At 68.5% G+C, this 20796-nt stretch carries 24 protein-coding genes; 12 read left to right on the forward strand and 12 right to left on the reverse strand.

Features of this window, described 5'->3' with window-relative positions:
* Window positions 1–2: 2 nt before the first annotated feature.
* Window positions 3–617 carry an Rv0361 family membrane protein gene (locus FFS72_RS14485; RefSeq protein ID WP_137874585.1) on the reverse strand — a complete coding sequence of 205 codons (615 nt, stop codon included), beginning with the start codon at window positions 615–617 and terminating at the stop codon, window positions 3–5.
* A gap of 62 nt (window positions 618–679) precedes the next feature.
* Here FFS72_RS14485 and FFS72_RS14490 point away from each other — a divergent pair, with 62 nt between their 5' ends.
* Window positions 680–1096 carry a DUF3151 domain-containing protein gene (locus tag FFS72_RS14490; RefSeq protein ID WP_050065406.1) on the forward strand — a complete coding sequence of 139 codons (417 nt, stop codon included), beginning with the start codon at window positions 680–682 and terminating at the stop codon, window positions 1094–1096.
* Window positions 1097–1133: 37 nt separating this feature from the next.
* Window positions 1134–2225: an FUSC family protein gene (locus tag FFS72_RS14495; RefSeq protein WP_137874659.1), complete on the forward strand. Its 1092-nt coding sequence runs from the start codon at window positions 1134–1136 to the stop codon at window positions 2223–2225.
* A gap of 59 nt (window positions 2226–2284) precedes the next feature.
* Here the strand turns inward: FFS72_RS14495 and FFS72_RS14500 are convergent, their stop codons facing one another.
* Entirely contained in the window at window positions 2285–3424 is a 1140-nt protein-coding gene (locus FFS72_RS14500) for a serine hydrolase domain-containing protein (RefSeq protein ID WP_137874586.1), read from the reverse strand.
* Between the two features lie 135 nt (window positions 3425–3559).
* Between FFS72_RS14500 and FFS72_RS14505 the strand changes: the two genes are divergently transcribed.
* Window positions 3560–4489, forward strand: a complete 930-nt coding sequence (locus FFS72_RS14505) for a cation diffusion facilitator family transporter (protein ID WP_137874587.1) — start codon at window positions 3560–3562, stop codon at window positions 4487–4489.
* Window positions 4490–4493: 4 nt separating this feature from the next.
* On the opposite strand, the gene FFS72_RS14510 is transcribed toward FFS72_RS14505, so the two are convergent.
* Window positions 4494–5414: an SDR family oxidoreductase gene (locus FFS72_RS14510; protein ID WP_137874588.1), complete on the reverse strand. Its 921-nt coding sequence runs from the start codon at window positions 5412–5414 to the stop codon at window positions 4494–4496.
* Window positions 5411–5875 carry a pyridoxamine 5'-phosphate oxidase family protein gene (locus tag FFS72_RS14515; protein WP_137874589.1) on the reverse strand — a complete coding sequence of 155 codons (465 nt, stop codon included), beginning with the start codon at window positions 5873–5875 and terminating at the stop codon, window positions 5411–5413. Before FFS72_RS14515 ends, FFS72_RS14510 begins: the two co-directional genes overlap by 4 nt.
* Before the next feature lie 64 nt (window positions 5876–5939).
* Here FFS72_RS14515 and FFS72_RS14520 point away from each other — a divergent pair, with 64 nt between their 5' ends.
* The gene (locus tag FFS72_RS14520; RefSeq protein WP_137874590.1) at window positions 5940–6896 is read left to right on the forward strand and encodes a helix-turn-helix transcriptional regulator; all 957 of its coding nucleotides are present in this window, start codon (window positions 5940–5942) and stop codon (window positions 6894–6896) included.
* 13 nt (window positions 6897–6909) lie between these two features.
* Here the strand turns inward: FFS72_RS14520 and FFS72_RS14525 are convergent, their stop codons facing one another.
* From FFS72_RS14525 to FFS72_RS14550, 6 genes are read right to left on the reverse strand one after another with little or no spacing between them, the layout of a single operon-like run.
* A complete protein-coding gene (locus FFS72_RS14525) occupies window positions 6910–7401 on the reverse strand; it encodes a flavin reductase family protein (protein WP_137874591.1) in 492 nt (163 codons plus the stop codon).
* 13 nt (window positions 7402–7414) lie between these two features.
* On the reverse strand, window positions 7415–8377 hold the full coding sequence (locus tag FFS72_RS14530; protein ID WP_137874592.1) for a DUF389 domain-containing protein: 963 nt from the start codon (window positions 8375–8377) through the stop codon (window positions 7415–7417).
* A 47-nt stretch (window positions 8378–8424) separates the two neighbouring features.
* Window positions 8425–9189: an ABC transporter permease gene (locus FFS72_RS14535; protein WP_137874593.1), complete on the reverse strand. Its 765-nt coding sequence runs from the start codon at window positions 9187–9189 to the stop codon at window positions 8425–8427.
* Window positions 9186–9962 carry an ABC transporter ATP-binding protein gene (locus FFS72_RS14540; protein ID WP_137874594.1) on the reverse strand — a complete coding sequence of 259 codons (777 nt, stop codon included), beginning with the start codon at window positions 9960–9962 and terminating at the stop codon, window positions 9186–9188. Before FFS72_RS14540 ends, FFS72_RS14535 begins: the two co-directional genes overlap by 4 nt.
* Complete coding sequence (locus FFS72_RS14545; protein ID WP_137874595.1) at window positions 9959–10321, reverse strand: DUF1048 domain-containing protein; 363 nt, start codon at window positions 10319–10321, stop codon at window positions 9959–9961. The genes FFS72_RS14540 and FFS72_RS14545 overlap by 4 nt, the downstream gene beginning before the upstream one ends.
* A gap of 2 nt (window positions 10322–10323) precedes the next feature.
* The gene (locus FFS72_RS14550; RefSeq protein WP_137874596.1) at window positions 10324–10653 is read right to left on the reverse strand and encodes a PadR family transcriptional regulator; all 330 of its coding nucleotides are present in this window, start codon (window positions 10651–10653) and stop codon (window positions 10324–10326) included.
* A 141-nt stretch (window positions 10654–10794) separates the two neighbouring features.
* Here FFS72_RS14550 and FFS72_RS14555 point away from each other — a divergent pair, with 141 nt between their 5' ends.
* Entirely contained in the window at window positions 10795–11706 is a 912-nt protein-coding gene (locus FFS72_RS14555; protein ID WP_137874597.1) for an aminotransferase class IV, read from the forward strand.
* Between the two features lie 97 nt (window positions 11707–11803).
* The gene (locus FFS72_RS14560) at window positions 11804–12670 is read left to right on the forward strand and encodes an alpha/beta fold hydrolase (protein ID WP_137874598.1); all 867 of its coding nucleotides are present in this window, start codon (window positions 11804–11806) and stop codon (window positions 12668–12670) included.
* A 6-nt stretch (window positions 12671–12676) separates the two neighbouring features.
* Here FFS72_RS14560 and FFS72_RS14565 read toward each other — a convergent pair whose 3' ends face one another.
* A complete protein-coding gene (locus FFS72_RS14565; protein ID WP_137874599.1) occupies window positions 12677–13450 on the reverse strand; it encodes a site-2 protease family protein in 774 nt (257 codons plus the stop codon).
* Between the two features lie 36 nt (window positions 13451–13486).
* The gene (locus FFS72_RS14570; protein WP_137874600.1) at window positions 13487–14149 is read right to left on the reverse strand and encodes a hypothetical protein; all 663 of its coding nucleotides are present in this window, start codon (window positions 14147–14149) and stop codon (window positions 13487–13489) included.
* A 196-nt stretch (window positions 14150–14345) separates the two neighbouring features.
* Here FFS72_RS14570 and FFS72_RS14575 point away from each other — a divergent pair, with 196 nt between their 5' ends.
* The 6 genes from FFS72_RS14575 (at window position 14346) to FFS72_RS14600 (ending at window position 20770) form a co-directional block, all read left to right on the forward strand.
* Window positions 14346–14846, forward strand: coding sequence for a hypothetical protein (locus tag FFS72_RS14575; RefSeq protein WP_137874601.1), 501 nt, complete (start codon window positions 14346–14348; stop codon window positions 14844–14846).
* Window positions 14847–14936: 90 nt separating this feature from the next.
* The gene (locus FFS72_RS14580; RefSeq protein ID WP_137874602.1) at window positions 14937–15236 is read left to right on the forward strand and encodes a hypothetical protein; all 300 of its coding nucleotides are present in this window, start codon (window positions 14937–14939) and stop codon (window positions 15234–15236) included.
* Window positions 15237–15364: 128 nt separating this feature from the next.
* The gene (locus FFS72_RS14585; RefSeq protein ID WP_137874603.1) at window positions 15365–16654 is read left to right on the forward strand and encodes an adenylosuccinate synthase; all 1290 of its coding nucleotides are present in this window, start codon (window positions 15365–15367) and stop codon (window positions 16652–16654) included.
* Window positions 16655–16927: 273 nt separating this feature from the next.
* Window positions 16928–17308, forward strand: a complete 381-nt coding sequence (locus FFS72_RS14590) for a nuclear transport factor 2 family protein (protein ID WP_137874604.1) — start codon at window positions 16928–16930, stop codon at window positions 17306–17308.
* A gap of 4 nt (window positions 17309–17312) precedes the next feature.
* Window positions 17313–18992, forward strand: coding sequence for an FAD-binding protein (locus FFS72_RS14595; RefSeq protein WP_137874605.1), 1680 nt, complete (start codon window positions 17313–17315; stop codon window positions 18990–18992).
* A gap of 272 nt (window positions 18993–19264) precedes the next feature.
* The gene (locus FFS72_RS14600) at window positions 19265–20770 is read left to right on the forward strand and encodes an MFS transporter (RefSeq protein WP_137874660.1); all 1506 of its coding nucleotides are present in this window, start codon (window positions 19265–19267) and stop codon (window positions 20768–20770) included.
* The last annotated feature ends 26 nt before the right edge of the window (window positions 20771–20796 follow it).

Consider the following 20796-nt stretch of genomic DNA (forward strand, 5'->3'; position numbering starts at 1 on the left):
CCCTAGCTGCACACCTTCCACACGCCGTCCTGCTGCTCCAATGCGAACGAGCGCACCGACGTCGCCGCCGGATCGTTCGCCGTGTGCACGGTGACCTGTGCGAGGGCGGTGCCGTCGGTGACGGCCACGGCGTCGATGCTGTCGATGATCGGCACCGCGCGGTCCGAGTTCGCCGACTGGTACACGTCGGCGAAATCGGCATCGGACACCTGCTGGTAGTAGGCACCGAGTTCGCCGCAGGTACCGGCCCGCAGGGTCGCGAGGTCGCCGCGGTCCACGGCGTCGACGAATCCGTTGATGGCGCCGCGGACGTCGTTCTCGGTGGAGTTGCCGCCGATTCGGCTCGCGAGAAGCGCGATGCCCGTCGCGGCCACCGCGAGCAGAACCACGGCCGCGAGGACCAGTGGCCAGCGGCGCCGCCCGCGCGGCGCAGGCTCGGGGACACGGGTCGGCGTCGGTGCCACGCCGGGTGGGGGAGGCGTCCCGGGCCCGACGCGGGTAGGGGTTGCCCGCGCCGCGTGCGGGATGGCGACCGTCGGTGCCTCGGACGGCGCGGCGGGCGGCGGGGGTACGGCTGCCGGCGACGACGGCGTCGCGTCCGATTCGCTGTTGTCCACGGCCAGCAGCCTACGGGGGTGTCGGGGGATCGTCGGGGATGCGCGGCGCGCACAATGGACGAATGACCTCTTTCGGTGATCTGCTCGGCCCCCAGCCCACCCTCCTGCCCGGCGATGACGACGCCGAGTCCGAACTGCTGAACAAGGCCGACCCCAAGCAGGTGGCCGCCGACCATCCGACGGCGTCGATCGCGTGGGCCTACCTGGCGGAAGCCGCGCTCGAGAGCGGCGAGACGATCACCGCCTACGCCTACGCCCGTACCGGCTACCACCGCGGACTCGACCAGCTGCGTCGCAACGGATGGAAGGGCTTCGGGCCCGTCCCCTACAGCCACGAACCCAACCGTGGATTCCTGCGGTGTGTGGCCGTGCTGGCACGTGCCTCGCAGGCCATCGGTGAGAACGACGAGCACGCCCGTTGCCTGGATCTGCTCGAGGACTGCGATCCGCGGGCCGCCGAAGCGCTTGGCGTCGAATAGGTTTCGGCCCTACTCACGCAGTCGCGCGCGAGAGCGACTGCGGGCGTCGACTGTCCGGGTGCGGGCGTCCGCGTTCCCGGTACTGCAGTGTGCGTTGGCGGCGGGCCTTGCGTGGTTCGTCGCCAACGACGTGTTCCACCACCATGATCCGTTCTTCGCCCCGATCGCGGCCGTGGTGTCCCTCGGGCTCTCGCTGGGTGCGCGGGTCCGTCGCTCGGTCGAGCTGATCGTCGGTGTCACCGTCGGAATCGGTATCGGCGACACCTTGATCTCGCTGATCGGCACCGGCGCCTGGCAGATCACCCTCGCCGTCGCGTTGGCAATGACGACGGCGATCTTCCTCGACGGTGGCCCGATCATCTCCATGCAGGCGGGGACGTCCGCGGTCCTGGTCGCGACCCTGATTCCGCCGCAGCAGGGCGGCGGCCCGGACCGGATGCTCGACGCCCTGATCGGTGGGGTCGTCGGCTTCCTCGTCGTCACACTCGTGCCCGTGCATCCGGTGCTGCGCGCCCGCAAGACCGCTGCCGAGATCCTCGGTACCGCGTCCGAGGTGCTGCAACTGGTCGCGGACGGGCTGGTGGCGAACGATCCGAAACCGATCGAGGCGGCGCTGCGCAAGGCCCGGACGTCGCAGGCCGCGATCGACGGGCTGCGGTCGAGTCTGAGCGGTGGTCGCGAGATCAGCCGCTTGTCGCCGCTGTACTGGGGGTCGCGGGAGCGGTTCGACCGGCTCGCCGCCGCGGCGGACCCGATCGACAATGCGATGCGCAACATCCGGGTGTTGGCCAGACGGTCGCTGACGCTGGTCCGGGACGACGAGATTCTGGATCCCCGGCTGGTCGACGAGGTGGAGAAGCTCGCGCATGCGGTGGACGTGCTGCGCCATGTCGTCCTCGCCGACCCGGGGCAGCAGCCGGACCGCGCGGAGGCGGCGCGAGTGCTGCGTTCGGTGGCGGTCGGCGCGAAGGCCGAACTGGTCGAGAACGCGGGCATCTCGGCGACCGTGGTGTTCGCGCAGATCCGGTCGCTGATCGTGGACCTTCTGCAGGTGGCGGGGCTGAGCCGGATCTCGGCGATCGCGACCCTGCCCCCGACGGTGCCGAAGCCCGCCTACCCGCCGGAGTAGGCGGCTGCGCCCGCCCGTGAGTCCTTGTGGCCCCCAAGCGGACCGGAAGGACCGCGGGCTCAGTCGAGTGCGGCGAACGCGGCGGCCACGTACTCGGCGGAACGCTCGGAGCCGAGGAAACCGGCACCCATCCGGTTCATCGTGTAGGAGATGGTCGCGCGGCGCTCGGTGTCGACGATGATCTGCGAGCCACCCCAGCCGCCCCAGAAGCAGATCCGGCCCTCGGGGATGAACGCCACGGATTCGGGTGTGGGCAGACCGAATCCCATACCGAATCGGACGGGTACACCGAGGACGACGTCCACGCCGTCGGACTGCTTCTCGAAGATCAACTCGACGGTGTCGGGGGACAGCAGTCGCACCCCGTCGACCTCGCCGCCGCACGCGATCGCGGACTGGATGCGGGCCAGGGCGCGGGCGTTGGAGTGGCCGTTCGCGGCGCCGATCACCGCGCCTCGCCAGCCGTCGGTCCAGGCGATGGCGGCGTTGGCGGGTGGGTTGCCGAACGTCTTGACGAGGATCGAGTCGGGGTCGAGGGATGCGAAGTCGATGGGGAGCGGCGGCGGCGGAACGACGTTCGAGACGCGTCCGTAGTCGGCGCGGTCGACGCCGTACCGGAAGTCGGCTCCGAGCGGGCCGGTGATTTCCTCGGCGACGAATTGCTGCAGGTCGCGCCCGTCGACGCGCCGGACGAGTTCGCCGAGCAGGTGGCCGTGGTTGATCGCCTGGTAGCCGGACGCGGTGCCGGGTTCCCACCACGGCGCCTGTTCGGCGAGCCGGGAGCAGGCGAGGGTCATGTCGTAGATCTCGTCGGGCGCGATGGGTTCCTGCCAGCCGGACACCCCGGAGGTGTGGGACAGCAGATGCCGGACCTCGACGGTGTCCTTGCCGTTCGCCGCGAACTCTGGCCAGTACTTCGACACCAACGCGTAGGGGTCGATGCGACCGCGGTCGATCAGGATCAGTACCGCCAATGCGGTGACGGTCTTGGAGCACGACCACACGTTGGTGATCGTGTCGCGCTGCCAGGGTGTGGTCCGCTCGGTGTCGGACCAGCCGCCCCAGATGTCGACGACGGGGGAACCGTCCACCGTGACGGCCAGGGACGCGCCGAGGTCCTCGCCCGTGTCGAGGTTGCGGCGCAGTGCCTCGCGCAGTCCGTCGAAGCGTGCGTCGCAGGTACCGGAGATGTCGGTCATGGTGGCCCTTCGAGACGAGTGGTGTGAGTCAGGTCACCTTAGTTGAAGTTGACTTCAACTGTGAATGGGCAAGTGGGGTTTCGATATATGCGAATGTATGCATATGATGGCCGCGAGCGAACCAAGGGAGTGGTGATGGGCGTCGGACACGGACATTCGCACGGGCAGGTCGGCGTCGAACCCGGCGCAGTCGGGCCGAGCACGCAGCGCATCCGCCGCATGGTGTTCGCCCTCGCGATCCTCCTGGGCTTCCTCGTCCTCGAGGTCGTGGTCGGCCTCGCCATCGGATCGCTCGCTCTGCTCGCCGACGCGGGGCACATGGTCACCGACGTCGTCGGCATGAGCATGGGCCTGGCCGCGCTCCTCCTCGCCCGCCAGGGTTCGACCGCCGCCGCCCGCACCTTCGGCTGGCACCGCGCCGAGGTGCTCACCGCGATGGCCAACGCCGTCCTGCTTCTCGCCGTCGCCGCCTGGGTGATGTACGAGGCGATCGGGCGCATCGGGGACAGCCCCGAGATCCCCGGCCTTCCGCTGATGCTCACCGCCGCCGCGGGTCTCGCCGCGAACCTCGTCGTCATGCTCATGCTGCGCGGCGACTCCAAGGATTCGCTCGCCGTCCGCGGTGCCTACCTCGAAGTCCTCGCCGACGCCGTCGGTAGCGTCGGCGTGCTCATCGCCGGCGCCCTCGTTCTCGCGTTCAACTGGACCTGGGCGGACGTCGTCGTCGGCGTCGCGATCTCCCTGTGGGTGGTGCCGCGGGCGGTCAAGCTCGCCGCCGCGTCGCTGCGCATCCTCACCCAGGCGTCGCCGGCGACAGTGGACATCGAGGCCGTCCGCGCCGACCTGCTCGCCCTGCCCGGGGTCACCGACCTGCACGACCTGCACGTCTGGACGCTGACCACCGGCATGGACGTCGCGACCGTGCACCTCACCACCGACCTGGACACCCAGGCCGTGCTGCGGGCCGCGAAGACGGTGCTCGACGCGCACGGGCTCGGGCACGCGACGGTCCAGGTCGAATCCAGCGCGGACGGCGCGCACTGCGAGGAGAACCTGACCTGGTGACGGGTCAGCGGTAGCCGTCGGTGTTCGCAGGCAGGTCGCGGTCGGCCACCTCGACGAGATAGCGCCAGCAGTCGGGCCGCGATCCGTCCACGTCGGTGAAGCCGTACCGCTGCGCCAACTGCCCGCTCGAGACGACGGTGCCGCTGAACTCACCCGCATCGGGGTCGGCGGCCAGCGCCGCGACCGCTCGGCCGACGAACGTCGGCGTCTCCGAGATCGCGAAGTGCGGCACCCGGTCCAGCGCGTCGCGCCAGGTATCCTCCGTGACGCCGAACGCGTCGAGCATGTTCTCCGACCGCAACCACCCCGGCGTCATCGCGACCGCCGCGCCCCCGTGCGGCGCCAGTTCGTAGGCCTGCGCGGTGGTCATCCGCTGCACCGCGGCCTTCACGAGGTCGTAGTAGAAACCCACGTGGTGCCGGTAGGCGACGTTGTAGTCGGCTGTCCCGTCGGTCATCTCGACGACCAACCCGCCTGGTCTGCGGATCAGCAACGGCAGCGCGAAGTGGCTCGTGATCGCGTGGGTGTCGATGCCCATGCGCAGCATCCGCAGCCCGCCGTCGAGGTCGTGCTCCCACAGGGTCGTGCCGAACTGCGCGTAGCGATCACCACCGAAGATGTCGTTGACGAGAACGTCGAGACGCCCGTGGTCGGCATCGATCCGCTCGACGAGGGCGCGTACCTCGTCGGGCTCCAGGTGGTCGACGCGCAGTGCGACGCCGTCGCCGCCCGTCGCGGCGATGAGTTCACCTGTCTCCTCTATGGTTTCGGGCCTGTCGATCTCGGACCTGCCCGCGCGACTGCTGCGCCCCGTCGCGTAGACGTACGCGCCCGCCCGCGCCAGTTCGACGGCGATCGCCCGCCCCGCGCCGCGTGTCGCGCCCGCGACCAACGCCACCTTCCCGGCCAGATCCGGTGTGCTCATCGGCTCCTCCTGACGACACCGGCGCCCGGCCGCCACAGGTCGACGTGCAGTTTGTCCGCCGACACGGTGGTCAGCACCACCGACTCGATGTCGAGTGCGAAGAACTGGGCGTCGCCGCCCGGATCGTCCGGGTAGCAGTCGCGGATCGCCCGCTTCTCGGCGCCGAGCAGTTCGCGGGCGCGCCCTGAGATCTTGGCGTCTCCGCCGTCCATCGTGTGGTGTCCGGGATTCGAGTGCAGCGAGTAACGCGGGTCCCGTCGCAGGTCCAGCACCTTGCGGGCGTTCGGCATGGAGCCGAGCACGAGCATGCCGAGGAACGTCTCGACCTCGGTGCCGCTGACCCGCGGTGAGCCATCCGCCCGCAGGGTCGCGAGGACGTGGTGCTTGTGCGCCGTGAGGCGTGCGTGGACGGCATCGGCGAGGTCGGGGGCTTCCTCGGTGAACTGCTGCCAGGTCGTCATGGATTCCAGTCTGCGCCCGTATCCCTGACATCTCCTGTCAGGAATTTTCACTAGTCTGTCCGGTATGCGATCCAGCCGGCTGCTCGACCTGATGCTGAGACTGCAGGGCGGTGCGGGCAGCACCGCGGATCGCCTCGCCGACCAGCTCGGGGTGTCCGTCCGCACCGTCTACAGGGACGTCGCGGCACTGCAGGCGGCGGGTGTCCCGCTCTACACCGAATCCGGGCCGGGCGGCGGTATCCGTCTGCTCGACGGCTGGCAGTCCAAACTCAGCGGCATGACGGCACTCGAAACGTCCGCGCTGATGCTGCTCGGCATCCCCGGGCTCGCCGACGACCTCGGTCTGGGGGAGGAGACGGCCGCCGCCGAGGCCAAACTCCTCGGGGCCATGCCCCTGCCGCTGCGTGCGGGAGCGCAGATGTGGCGCAGCAGGATTCACGTCGACGCCCCCGGCTGGTTCGACAACTCCACACGCGCACCGCACCTCGCCACCGTCGCGCGGGCAGTCCTGGAGGGGAGGCGGCTGCGTGTCGAGTACCGGCGCGGGGCAGGCACCGTCACCCGAACCGTCGACCCGTACGGTCTCGTCGCGAAGGCCGGGACCTGGTACCTCGTCGCCGCGCACCGGGGTCGCGTCCTGTCCTACCGGGTGACGCGGATCGACTCCGCCGAGCACCTCGACGCCCCCGCCGAGCGGCCCTCCGACTTCGACCTGGCGTCGTGGTGGACCGAGTCGACCGCCGAGTTCGACCGGTCCCTGCTGCGGTGCCCGTGCCGGGTGCGACTCGCTCCCGCCGCGTGGCGCGCGCTTCCCGCCGTCGTCGGGGTCGAAGCCGCCCGCGTGACACCGGGGCCGCCGGACGGCGACGGGTGGGTGGAGGTCGATCTCGCCCTCGAATCGGAAGCCGTTGCGGTGCACCAGTTGACCGAGCTCGGCGATGGCGTCGAGGTGGTGGCGCCCGCGTCGGTGCGAGCAGGTCTACGCGAGATCGCACAGCGGATGGTCGCGAACAACTGTTGACCGGAGGGCCCCGTCAGGCGTCGTGCCCGGGATCGACGTCGTCCACATCGGTTCGCCTCATCAGGTCCAGTGATTCCTCGTCGCAGACGCCCCCGTCGGGTTCGAGCAGGAATCCCGTGTGATCCCCGAATGGCACTCGCGCCAGGATGCGTCCGCTGAACCAGGCGGCGGCGCCGTCCAGGATCGGCAGCTCGTGCGGTCCCGCATGCCACACGCAGCGCGCGAACTTGTCGACGTCGTCGCCGGTTTCACCGCCGAACAGCCGGGTCAGGTCGTCCGAGCCGCGCCGGAGGACGTGCACGGCCAGGTGGTCGGCCGCGTCCGCGACACGGAAGGTGCGGTTCGCCGTCGACAACCCGACCAGGAACCGGGACGGGTCGATGCTCACCTGGGTCGCGAATCCCACCAGGCAGCCCGCACGCTCGCCGCCGGCCGTCGTGGTCACCACGTACACCGTGTCGTCGACACTGCCGACGACCCGTTCGAACACCTCGTGTCCCGTCATGGCACCTCTCCTGTCACAACATTCGGCGTCTGCGGTCGAGTGCCTTGGCCCGGCGGACCGACACCTTCGACCACACCGCCTGCTGGATCGCCAGCGTCGCCCAGCCCGCCAGCGCCATTCCCGTCAGGTTGAGCAGCAACTGCTGTGTGCTGCCCCAGATCTCCTCGCCTGCACCGAATGCCAGCCCGAGCCCGACGTTGCCCGCCGCCGGAACCGTCGTCACGGAGATGAACACGCCCGACAGCCCGCCGAGCTTCGACGACGTCAGTGACAGCACTCCCGCGGCCGCGGCGATGATGGCGACGATGAACGACCACTTGTCCGGGGTGTAGATGAACGCGGTTTCCGGGCGTGGACCCGCCACGTCCTCGAGGGTCACCCAGCCGAGGGCGCGCCCGGCCAGCGCCGCGATCGCCGTCGCCGCGATCGCGACGACGAACCCGACGACCAGTGTGCGTATTGCCGTCGCGAGCAGCACGTACCGGTGTTTGACCAGCGCGACGCCGAGTGCGGCGATGGCGCCGAACTCCGGTCCGAGCACCATCGCGCCGATGACCAGGATCTGCGAGTCGGTGATGATCGCGATCCCGGCGAGCAGTGTCGCCATGGTCATGAAGCTGAGGTACGTCCAGTTCAGTTCGACGTCCTCGTAGGAGCGTTGGGCGACCTCCGCCCACACGACGGTGTCGGCGGAGCTGCCGGGACTCTTCAGTTCCGCGTCGAGGCCGTCGCGAGAGAGCCAGGTGTGCACCGGTTCGAGTTCGATCGTGCCGTGGTGGTGCAGGCCGGTCGCGCGCAGTTGCTGGACCACGTCGTTGGCGACTTCCCGCGCGAGGTCGGCGTGGACGATGTCGCCCACCGGACGGACCGCAGCCCCGCGGTGGACCGCGAGGCTGCTGACGCCGGGTTCGTCGTCGAGGATTCCCAGGACGTCGTCGGTGTATGCCGTGGGCGCCAGGATCCGAAGATGCAGCATCTGCTCAGTCTGCCGGGAGCGACCCGCTGCCGCGCGCAGGCGCGCGCCTAGCTGATCTTGCGGTTGTAGACGGCCGTCGCGGCGACGTAGGCGAGAACGAGAATGCCGACGCACCAGGCGAGGGCGATCCAGATGTCGCCGCCAACCGGCTGCTGTGCGAACAGGGCGCGAATGGTGTTGACGATCGAGGTGACCGGCTGGTTCTCGGCGAACCAGCGCACCGGGCCCGGCATGGTGTCGGTGGGCACGAACGCGGAGCTGACGAACGGCAGGAAGATGAGGGGGTAGGCGAAAGCGCCTGCGCCGTCGACGGTTTTCGCGGAGAGGCCGGCGATCACCGCGACCCAGGTCAACGCCAGGGTGAACAGGACAAGGATGCCCGCGACCGCGAGCCACGCCAGCACACCGGCGCCGGTGCGGAAGCCCATGAGCAGGGCGATGGCGATGACGACGACGAGGGAGATCATGTTGGCGACCAGCGAGGTCAGGACGTGTGCCCACAGTGCGCTGGACCGGGCGATCGGCATGGATTGGAATCGCTCGAAGATCCCGCCCTGCATGTCCATGAAGAGCCGGTAGGACGTGTAGGCGATGCCCGACGCGACGGTGATGAGCAGGATGCCGGGCAGCATGTAGTTCACATACGACGCGGACCCGGTGTCGATCGCGCCGCCGAACACGTAGACGAACATCAGCATCAGGGCCACCGGGGTGACCGCCGTGGTGATGATGGTGTCCGGGCTGCGCAGGATGTGGCGTAGTGAACGCCCCGTCAACGCGGTGGTGTCGCCGTAGAAATACGTGGTGGTCATCGCCGTTCCTCCTGGTCCGTGTGGGTGTCGCCGACGATCGCGAGGAAGACCTCCTCGAGGGTGGGCTGCTTCTCGACGTATTCCACGGTCGCGGGTGGCAGCAGTGCCTTGAGCTCGGCGAGGGTGCCGTTCACGATGATCCGGCCCTCGTGGAGGATCGCGATGCGATCGGCGAGGTGTTCGGCCTCGTCCAGGTACTGCGTCGTCAGCAGCACGGTCGTCCCGCGATCGGCGAGTTCCTTGACCGTGTGCCACACGTCGATCCGCGCCTGCGGGTCGAGCCCGGTGGTCGGTTCGTCGAGGAAGACGAGCGGCGGATCCCCGATCAGGCTCATCGCGATGTCGAGGCGGCGACGCATGCCGCCGGAGTACTCGGCCGCCTTCCGGTCACCTGCGTCGGTGAGCGAGAATCGAGCGAGCAGGTCGTCGGCGACCTGGGCCGGGTTCTCGACGTGGCGCAGTTTGGCGACGAGCACGAGATTCTCTCGCCCGCTGAGGATCTCGTCGACTGCCGCGAACTGGCCCGTGAGGCTGATCGACTCGCGGACGTTCTGCGGCTGCGCGGCGGCATCGAAGCCGTTGACCGTGGCTGTGCCCGCATCCGCCTTGAGCAGCGTCGCGAGGATCTTCACGACCGTGGTCTTGCCCGCGCCGTTCGAGCCGAGCAGGGCGAAGATGCTGCCCGGCGCCACGTCGAAGTCGACGCCGCGCAGCACCTGCAGATCCTTGTACGACTTCTCCAGGCCCCGCACCTGGATCGCTGCCGGTGTCATGACTGGGCCCCTTCGGCATCGTCGATCGCCTTGGTCAGGCGGGCACGTTCCTTGTCGATCCACTGCTTGCCGGTGTAGGCCTCGACGAACGCCTCGGCGAATTCGACCGGGTTCTCGCCGACGATCTCGCGGATCGGTGTGCCGTCGACGGCCGCCCGCTCCCAGAGGTCGGCCAGGTCGCCCACCATCTGGACGAGGGTTGTGCCGTCGGTGATTCCACTGGAGTAGGTGAAGTACCGCAGCAGCGCCTTCGCGGCAGTGCCGTACGGCTCGGGCAGGGCATCGATACGTGCCTTGTTCTGCTTGTACTGCTTCTTCTCTCCGAACGATCCGGTGACGCTCTCGACCCAGTTGGTCATGATCACTTCTCTCCCTCGTGAAGCTGTTCGATACGTTCCGAGAGGAACGTCCATGTTCTCCAGAATTCGTCGAGCTGGTCGCGCCCTTGTGCGTTGATCGAGAACACCTTTCGCGGCGGCCCCTTCTCCGAAGGGACCTTCTCGACGTCCACGAAGCCCCGCTGTTCGACTCGGACGAGCAGGGCGTAGACGGTGCCCTCCGCGAGATCCGTGAATCCCTGCTCGCGAAGCAGTGCGGTGATCTCGTAGCCGTACGCGGATTGCCTGGCGAGGATCGCCAGGACGATGCCCTCGAGAGTGCCCTTGAGCATCTCCGTCATCTGATTGGCCATTGCCCACCTTCGATCTAGTCTGTGTCGCTGACTACCGCTAGAAAGTAACACTGAGTACCGGTACTTAGCAAGAGCGAATAGCGATGGATTTCGAGAAAAGGGAAGGAAGCGAACCGGGGGCCGGCACTAGCATTGCCCGCCATGGCCAACCCACACCCCCGCGTGTACTTCGGTGACCGGATCGTCGACGCGGCCGAGGCGACCCTCGGCGTCGCGACATCGGCGATGCTCTACGGGCTCAGCGTGTACACGGTCTTCCCTGTCCATGTCGACGGTGACCGCCGCACCGCGTTCCGCCTCGCCGACCACTTCCGGCGGATGGTCGAGTCCTGCCGGATCATCGGGATGGACGGGTTCGCGGCGGAATGGGACTACGACCGGTTCGTCTCGGCGGCAACCGAACTCGTCGCAGAGAACGCTCCGACGTCGGACGTGTTCGTCCGGGCGAGCGTGCACGTCGACGAGTCCATCCCCGGCACCCGCGTCCGCGGCTGCCACACCACCGTCAGCATGTTCGTCTACGACGCCGTCCCGATCGTCCCGCAAGACGGCATGCGCCTGAAGACAAGTCAGTGGCGCCGCATACCGGACGCCGCGATCCCGTCGCGTGCAAAGGTCAACGGCGCGTATGTGAACTCGGTCCTCGCGAAGCAGGACGCCATCGACGCCGGCTACGACGACGCGGTGTTCCTCGACGGCAACGGTCACGTCTGCGAGGTCAGCGCCGCGAACATCTTCCTCGTGCGTGGCGGCACCCTGATCACCCCCGACGTGTCGTGCGACATCCTCGACGGCATCAACCGCCGTACCCTGCTCACCCTCGCCGCCGAGGACGGCGTCCCGGTCGTGGAGCGGACCGTCGACCTCACCGAGCTGTACATCGCGGACGAGGTGTTCGTGACCGGCACCTCCGCAGGCGTCGCGCCCGTCCTGGAAGTCGACGGCCGCGTCGTCGGCAGCGGACGTCAGGGGCCGATCTCCGAGGCGCTGCGCAAACGCCACGCGGCGGCCCTGCGGTCGGACACCCTGCACGGCTGGGTGACCGAGCTGTAGTCGCCCCGCCGCATGTGTGCGAGTTCGGTAGCTCTGACTACCGAACTCGCGCACGGGCGACGCAGCCGCCCGCATTGCCGTGAAGTAGCTTCGATTCATGAGCAACGTCAACGAGTCGGCGCCGAAGTGGTTCGTCGACGCGATCGCCGCGCCGGTCGAGACGGGACGGGTCACCGTCGACGGCACATCCATCGCGTACCGCGCCTGGGGTGAGCCCGACCAGCCCGGCGTCGTGCTCGTGCACGGCGGCATGGCCCATTCGCGCTGGTGGGACCACGTAGCACCGCAGCTCGCGGTGGGACGACGCGTCGTCGCGCTCGACCTCTCCGGGCACGGCGACAGCGCACACCGCGAGGACTACACCCTCGAACAGTGGGTCGAGGAAGTGCTCGCGGTCGCGCCCGCGGGCGGCATCACCGGGCGCCCGACGCTGATCGGGCACAGCATGGGCGGCATCGTCTCCTACCTGGCGTCGACCCTGTACGGGGACCGCCTCGACGGCGTGATGATTCTCGACTCGCCGATCCGCGACCTCACGCCCGAGGAACGCGAGATGCGCGACCAGCGGAAGTCGTCGACCACGAAGGTCTACCCGAGCGTCGACGCCGCGGTGGAACGGTTCCGGCTCGTGCCGCCGCAGGACACGGCCGAGCCGTACGTCTTCGACTACATCGCGCGGGCTTCGCTGAAGGAGGTCGACGGCGGCTACAGCTGGAAGTTCGACCTGAGCCGCATCGGAAAGGGCGGACGTAGCAGCCTCGACGGGACTGTCGCCGGGTGCCGCGTCGCGTACTTCCGCAGTGAGAACGGCATCGTCACGCCCGAGCTGCTCGACCGGATGCGGCCGATGTTCGGGCCGGACGCGCTGGTCGTGGAGCTGCCCGCGGCCGGACACCACCCCGTGTTCGATCAACCGATCGCGGTGGTCACCGCCGCGCGGATCGTCCTCGACGCCTGGTCCTGATCTGGTTCACAACCAGAAGCGCATCAGGTAGTTGCCGTACTGGGCCCAGACACTCGGCACGCCGGACAGTTCGAACAGTCCGTAGATCGCGTCGAAGAACAGCCGGTTGATCGACGGGACGAACAGCAACGCGATCAGCGCCAGCAGGCCAACGCCCTTGTACTGATCGAGGGCGCGGCGGGTCTTCGGCGACAGCGACGGCTCCAGCGCGGCGTAGCCGTCCAGGCCGGGGATCGGAATCAGATTCAGGACGGTCGCCATCACCTGCAGGAAGGCGAGGAAGCTGAGTCCCCACCAGAACACCGGGTGGGACTCGGTGTCCGCGAACAACCGGATCACCGTCAGCAGCACCACCGCGGCGAGGGCGTTGACCATCGGCCCCGCCAGTGAGATCCGTCGGGCGGCTCGCGGCGAGAGCAGGTCGGTGCGCAGATACACGGCGCCGCCAGGCAGGCCGATTCCTCCGAGCGCGATGAACAGCACCGGCAATCCGATCGAGAGCAGCGGGTGGCTGTACTTGAGCGGATTCAACGTCAGGTAGCCGCGGGCCGCGACGTCACGGTCGCCGTACCGCCACGCGGTGTACGCATGCGCGAACTCGTGGAGGCAGACGGTGACCACCCAGCCCGCGACCACGAGGACGAAAACCCCGACACTCGCGGTCGTCGACTTCGGCGCCGCCTGCCACGCCATCGCGCCGCCTGCGATGGCGACGGCCAGCACCGCGAGGAAGACCGGGCTCGGCCGGACCGCCGAGCGGCGGGTGTCGGGGGACGTCATGAATCCAGTATCACCGCCGCGTTCGCTGCGCGGTGATCAGCGGACCAGGAGCCACGACCGATCGTCGCGATAGAAGCTGCAGCGCTTGAGGGCACGGGGAGTGGTGACGCCGTCGCGGGTCACGACCGCGCCGACCGCCCCGAGTTGAACGGCCCGCGCCGGCAGCCAGTGCGTGCGCAGCAGTCGCCTGCCCGCACTCGCCCGCACCCCCGGCAGCGCGGGGGTCGGCGCGACCCGCAGCGCCGGGATCTCGCCGGAGAAGACGCGTTCGGAGTCGGCGTACGCCTCCCCGACGAGCGGTCCGCCGTCGGGTCCGGTGATCGTTGCCTCTCCGACGAGCGCGGTGCCCGAGTCGTCGCGGATCAGTGGCAGCGGCGATACGGCCCCGGTGACGGCCAGGTGTGCCGCCCGCTCGCCGACCGGCAGTCCGTACAGCCGCGTGACCGGTGTCCGCTCGGCCGCGACGTACGCGACCTCGACGTGCAGTCGTTCGCCGCGCATCAGCCGGGTCACCGTCGCGGCGAGGGCGCCGTCGTCGCCGACCACGACGAGACGCGCGTCGGTGTCGTCGAGCGCGGGGAGCAGTGCGTCGAAGTCGGGTTTCGCGGGCACCGCGGGCACAGAAGTGCAGGGAAGGGTCGACAGGGACTCCGGCAGTGCGGCGTCGCCGCACACGAGTACGTGAATGGTCAAGATCAGCTCCGGTCGGTCCGCGGTCGTCGTGGTCGACGATACGAACGCGCACCCGACGGCCGGAAACCGGTGGCCCGATGCTTACGGAATTGGCGGTCTGATCGAGACTTTACGGTTCTAGGCTGGATAGTTGCAGGAACCGCCGACACGCACGCGCGACCGGCCGATCCGACCGCCCGCGCGTCGACCACCGGAGCATTCGATGCTGACCGCTGCCACGTCGTCACACCGCCCGTCCACCCGAGTGACCCGCTTCTGCCGGTCGGGTCTCACCTCCGTGGTGAGCGAGTTACGCAAGGAGGGCATCGCCGAGACGTCGGCCGACCTCCTCGCGGCGAAGGACCTCCTCGAACTCGGCATCGGCCAGATGTCGACTCCGACGTCGGCGCTGAGCCACCCGTTCCAGGTTCAGCCGGTGATCGGGGCGCATGTGCTGCACGCCGACGTCGAGCGGTCGCTGACCGATCCCGACGTCGTGCTGCTGCATGCGGACCTCCCGGACGACACCGCTCCAGGTCCGGTCCGCGTCGTGTGGTTCAACATGTCGACGTTGGTCGGGGGAACCGCGACGGTCGAGCCGACCCGAGTCGAGGACGGCACGTACCGGGCCGAGGGGAGGATGCGGGCGGGCCACGGAGTAGTCGTCGCCGGAATCGTCCCCGGCGACGGTGGTAGTCCCGGGTTCGCGCTCGTTGCCGAATGAGGGCGTGAACGGGACTTGTGGGCCCCGGGGAATTGTTGAACAGAGTGTGGCCAGGACAAGTCGAAGTGAGTTGGAGTCGAGGTGAGTTCGATGACAACCGTGAGCGTCACCATGGTCAACACCACGAACGAGGACCTGATCCTCGACACCAGCGACTACCCGCCCGAGATCCCGCGTCGAATAGCGGCGCACGCGACCGGCCGCTTCGGCATGGACGGGCATGGTGTCGCCTACCTGGTGGGCGGTGACCCGGACCGGGCCGTCTACCTGCAGGAGAACGGTTCCGTGTGGGCCCCGCCGACGTGTGTGATCCGATCCGCGACGGTCGGGGAGGCGGTCGCGGTCCAGGTCAGTCCCGCGCCGTGGCTGCACGATCACTCGGCTGCCTGAGACCTGTTCCGTGATGTACCTGTGAGGGTTCCGACTGCACTGGACTAAACTGTCGTCCCGGCCACTGTCCACGGACGGCTGGCCTCTGCGCTGAGATGCGCAGAAGTCTGTCGACTCTAGGAGACGTCATGCCGGCAATCGTCCTCATCGGAGCCCAGTGGGGCGACGAGGGTAAGGGCAAAGCTACCGATCTACTGGGCGGCCGCCTGCAGTGGGTGGTGCGGTACCAGGGTGGCAACAATGCCGGTCACACCGTCGTTCTCCCCAACGGCGACAAGTTCGCCCTGCATCTCATCCCGTCCGGCATCCTCACGCCGGGTGTGAAGAACGTGATCGGCAACGGCGTCGTCGTCGACCCGGGCGTTCTGCTCACCGAGCTCGCCGGCCTGGAGGATCGGGGTGTCGACACCTCCGCACTGCTGCTCTCGGCCGATGCGCACCTGATCATGCCGTACCACGTGGCCATCGACAAGGTCACCGAACGGTTCCTCGGTGCCAAGAAGATCGGCACCACGGGACGCGGTATCGGGCCTTGCTACCAGGACAAGATCGCCCGTGTCGGCGTGCGTGCCGCGGACGTTCTCGACGAGAAGATCCTCACCCAGAAGGTCGAGGCCGCACTGGAGTTCAAGAACCAGGTGCTGGCGAAGATCTACAACCGCAAGGCCCTCGATGCGCAGCAGGTCGTCGAGGAGGTGCTCGAGCAGGCGGAGGGGTTCAAGCACCGCATCACCGACACCCGCCTCGAGCTGAACCTCGCGCTGGAGCGTGGCGAGACCGTCCTCCTCGAAGGCTCGCAGGGCACGCTGCTCGACGTCGACCACGGCACGTACCCGTACGTGACGTCGTCGAACCCGACGTCGGGTGGCGCGGCCGTCGGCTCCGGTATCGGCCCGACCCGCATCACCACCGTGCTCGGCATCCTCAAGGCGTACACGACCCGCGTCGGCTCGGGCCCGTTCCCGACCGAACTGTTCGACAACCACGGTGAGTACCTCGCGAAGCAGGGCGGTGAGGTCGGTGTGACCACCGGCCGCGCCCGCCGCACCGGCTGGTTCGACGCCGTCATCGCCCGCTACGCGACCCGGGTCAACGGCATCACCGACTACTTCCTCACGAAGCTGGACGTGCTCTCGAGCCTGGACACGATCCCGATCTGCGTCGCGTACGAGGTCGACGGGGTCCGCTCCGACGAGATGCCGATGACGCAGACCGACATCCACCACGCGAAGCCGATCTACGAGGAGATGCCGGGCTGGTGGGAGGACATCTCGCACTGCCGCACCTTCGAGGAGTTGCCCGTCAACGCGCAGAACTACGTGCTGCGGCTCGAGGAGCTGTCCGGCGCGTACATCTCCTGCATCGGTGTCGGACCCGGCCGTGACGAGACGATCGTCCGCCGCGACATCCTGGCCTGACCTCAGGCGCCTTCATTCACGGGACGACCCCGGACCGATCGATTCGGTCCGGGGTTTTTCGTGTGCGAGGACGACAGTGAGTGGAGCGTGACAGGCCCCTCGGCCTTGCCGAGCAGGCTGGGAAGCAGGGGTGGGCCGCCATCTGCGACCGCGTGGCGTGATCCCGGACCAGGGCTAATGGACTTCCCGCTCGGTGGGAGGGCGGGGGGTCGCATCGGCCGGATCGTCGCTACCGTCACGTCGCAGTTCCCTCCCGACACATTGGAGTCATCAATGGCCTACGAAGACGACGTCCGCGCTGCGGTCGCCACGTACCTGGACGCGGTCGCGAGCGGCACGTCCGCCGACATCGCGGCCCTGTACGCCGACGACGCGACCCTCGAGGATCCGGTCGGGAGCGAACCCAAGGTCGGGCGGGACGCGATCGAGAAGTTCTACTCGGCACTCGACGCCGTCACGCGTCGCACCGAGCTGCTCGCGGTCAAGGTCGCGGGCACCACTGCCGCGTTCCACTTCCGGGTCGTGACCGAGACCGGCGACCAGACGATCACGGTGGAGCCGATCGACGTCATGACCTTCGACGAGCAGGCCCGCATCACCAGCATGCGCGCGGTCTGGTCGCCGGCGGACCTTACGGTCACCGACGGGAAGTAGTGACATGAACGCGAACGAGAACGAGAACGAGAAGTGGGACCACGAGGTCGATTTCGTCGTCGTCGGTAGTGGCTGCGGTGGACTCACCGGTGCTCTCGCCGCCCGGGACGGCGGCCTGGACACGCTGATTGTGGAGAAGGCGTCGGTCTACGGCGGCACCACCGCGCTCTCCGGTGGCAACATCTGGATCCCGAACAACCCGACCCTGCGTCGCGAGGGGCTCTCCGACACCAGGGAGGACGTCCGGCGCTACCTCGATGCCGTCGTCGGTGACCAGGTCCCCACGGCGAACCTCGACGCCTTCATCGACGAGGGTCCGGCCACGATGGAGTTCCTCGAGAAGACGAGCCCGCACCTGCGCTTCCAGTGGTGCACGGGCTACTCCGACTACCACCCGGAGAAGGACGGCGGCAGGCCCCGCGGCCGCACGATCGAGCCGCTGCCGTTCGACTTGAAGCAGCTCGGCGAGGACGAGAAGCTGCTGCGCCCCGGTGCATTGGCGACACCCGCGGGTCTGTACATCACGTCCAAGGAGTTCGTGAAGCTGAACATGGTGATGCGGACCTGGGCTGGCCGCCGGGCCGCACTGGCCACCGGATGGCGTGCGATGACCAGCATTCTGCTGCGACGTCACATGGAGACCCTCGGTCAGGCGCTGATCGGACGGCTCCGACTGGCGGTCAAGGAGGCGGGAATTCCGCTGTGGCTGGGCAGCCCGATGCGGGAACTGGTCACCGACTCCTCCGGCGCGGTGCGCGGACTGGTGGTGCGCCGCGGCGGCGCGGACCTGCGGATCCGGGCCCGCAAGGGCGTCCTGCTCGCAAGTGGCGGCTTCGAGCAGGGCGACCAGCTGCGGAAGAAGTACCTGCGCGACGGCGGCAAGGACAACTTCAGCGCGGGATCCGTCGACAACACCGGTGACGGTATCCTCGCCGGCGAAAAGGTCGGGGCCGCACTGGACCTGATGGACGACGCCTGGTGGATGCCGTCGTTCCGTCGGCCCGACGGCATCATGCACGTGCTGGTGTCGGAGCGATCGATTCCCCGGTCGATCATCGTCGACCAGTCGGGGCGTCGATTCACCAACGAGGCGGCGCCCTACGTGACGTTCGTACACGAACAGCTCGCCGGGCGGCACGACCCGATCTGGTTCATCTTCGACGGAAAGGCGAAGAACCGCTACCAGTTCGGCGGTGTGATGCCGGGCCAGAAGTTCCCGGAGTCGTGGTACTCGACCGGGCTGATGCACCGCGCGGATTCCGTCGAGGAGCTCGCGTCGGCCATCGGGCTTCCGTCCTCGCAACTGTCGGAGACGGTCGCGCGTTTCAACGGATTCGCCCGCGCGGGCCGCGACGAGGACTTCGGTCGCGGTGAAAGCGCCTACGACAACTACTACGGCGATCCCACTCTTCCCGCGCCGGCGCTGGACGCCCTCGACAGCGGACCGTTCTACGCGGTCCGGATGGCCGCGGGTGACCTCGGCACGAAGGGTGGCATCGTCTACGACCAGCACGCCCGGGCACTGCGCGAGGACGGGTCGGTGATCGACGGCCTGTACGCGACCGGCAACACCTCGGCCGCCGTCATGGGCAACGACTATGCGGGCGCCGGAGCAACCATCGGCCCTGCAATGGTTTTCGGGTACATCGGTGCCCGGCACGCCGCGAGCGCTCCGGCCGACTGACGCGCGCCCCGACCGACACGCTCTGACTGTTCCCCGATTCCGCAACCGCTCACTCACGCTGAGCGAGGCGCGGAGTCGGGGAACTTTTTTTGTTTGTCCGGTCGGCACTCCTCCCGTTGGGCGGAACAGTGTCTGGCACGACACACCGTGCCGCCAGTGTGATGTGGGTTACACGATCCACTCGGATCAGTGAATGTGCCTCGTCAACAACGCATCTCGTCCCGCACCTTCAATGCGCGCGGGAGCTCGGGATGTCGAACGGAAGGAACACCATGGTCAACGGAACTCCCGCGGTTCCCGACGCGAGCGGGTCGGCCCAGCGCTGGACGCCGCGGCTGATCTTCTCGCTCGCCTCGATCGTGCTTCTCCTGGAGATGCTCGCGGTCAGCTACATGATGATCAGCATGGCGCTGCCCGCCATCTCCGGGCACTACCAGACCACGCAGGGCGCCTGGCTGCTGACATCGTTCCTCCTGGTCGGTGCCGTCACCGCGCCGCTCATCGGCAAGCTCGCCGACATGTACGGCAAACGCAAGCTGCTGATCGCGTGCGTGGGCGTCGCCGCAGCCGGGTCGCTCGTCTCCGCGGTTGCGGACAGCTACGCGGTGCTGATCGCGGGCCGCGCCCTGTCGGGCCTGCTCGTGCCGTGCCTCTTCCTGAGCTACTCGCTCATCCGGGACGTGTTCCCGCCGAAGACGATCGCGCTCGCGGTGAGCATCGCGACCAGTGGCATGGGTCTTATCGCGATCCCCGCCCCGTTCCTCACCGGCTGGCTCATCGACAACCACGGGTTCCGCAGCATCTTCTGGTTCTTCGTCATCGGGCTCGTCGTCCTGGGTGCCCTGATCCTCGTCACCACCGACGAGTCTCCTGTCCGCCTGCGCTCGAGCGTCGACCTGATCGGTGCGGTCCTCCTCGGGGCAGGTATCGCGGGCGTCCTGATCGCGGTGAGCTTCGGTCCCACCTGGGGATGGGCGAGCGGATCGACCCTGGCGTACCTGGTCGGCGGTGTCGCATTGATCGCCGCCTGGCTGGTCTCGGCGCGGTTCGTCCGCGAACCACTGATCGACCTCAAGGTCCTCGGACGCCGGCCGGTGCTGCTGACGGCCGTGGGAGCCGGATTCTGCTACGGCGCCAGCGGTCTGTTCACGATCCTGCTGCCGATGCTCGCGATGACGCCGGCGATCCTCGGACTCGGCTACGGATTCGGTGTGAGCGCAGAAGGATTCGCCATCTTCCAGGCACCGATCGGCGGCATGGTGGTCGTCGGCGGCGTGATCGTCGGCATGCTCGTCGGGCGGGGTGCACGACCGCGGCCGCTGATGGCGATCGGCATGCTCGGCATGGCGGCGGGCTTCACCTGTGTGGCGCTGTCCCACGACAGCAAGCCCCTGCTCATCGCGTTCGCAGGACTGTTCGGGACCGGGATGGGTATGGCGTACGCGTCGATTCCGAACCTGCTCATCGAGGCCGTCCCGCCGCAGTTGCAGGCGAGCACCGCGAGCATCGTGGGAGTGTTCCAGTCGGTGTTCCCGGCGGTGCTTCCCGTCATCGCGTTCACGGTGCTGAACAACTCGTACATCGCACCGATCCCGCTGGAGATGACGCAGGGCGTCGTCTTCTACACCGATGCGGGGTTCCAGGTCGCGTTCCTCATCGGTGCGGTCGCAGCCGTCCTCGGCGCGGTGGTCGCGTTCGCCCTGCCGCGCCGCATCGAGCAGGTCGTGGTCTCCGGTGTCGACGACCGGTCGTCCGCACCGGTCCTCGTGGCCGACTGACGCCCCGAACCGGCGCACCCGGTCCC

The organism is Rhodococcus sp. Q (genome assembly GCF_005503035.1).
GTDB lineage: Bacteria > Actinomycetota > Actinomycetes > Mycobacteriales > Mycobacteriaceae > Rhodococcus_G.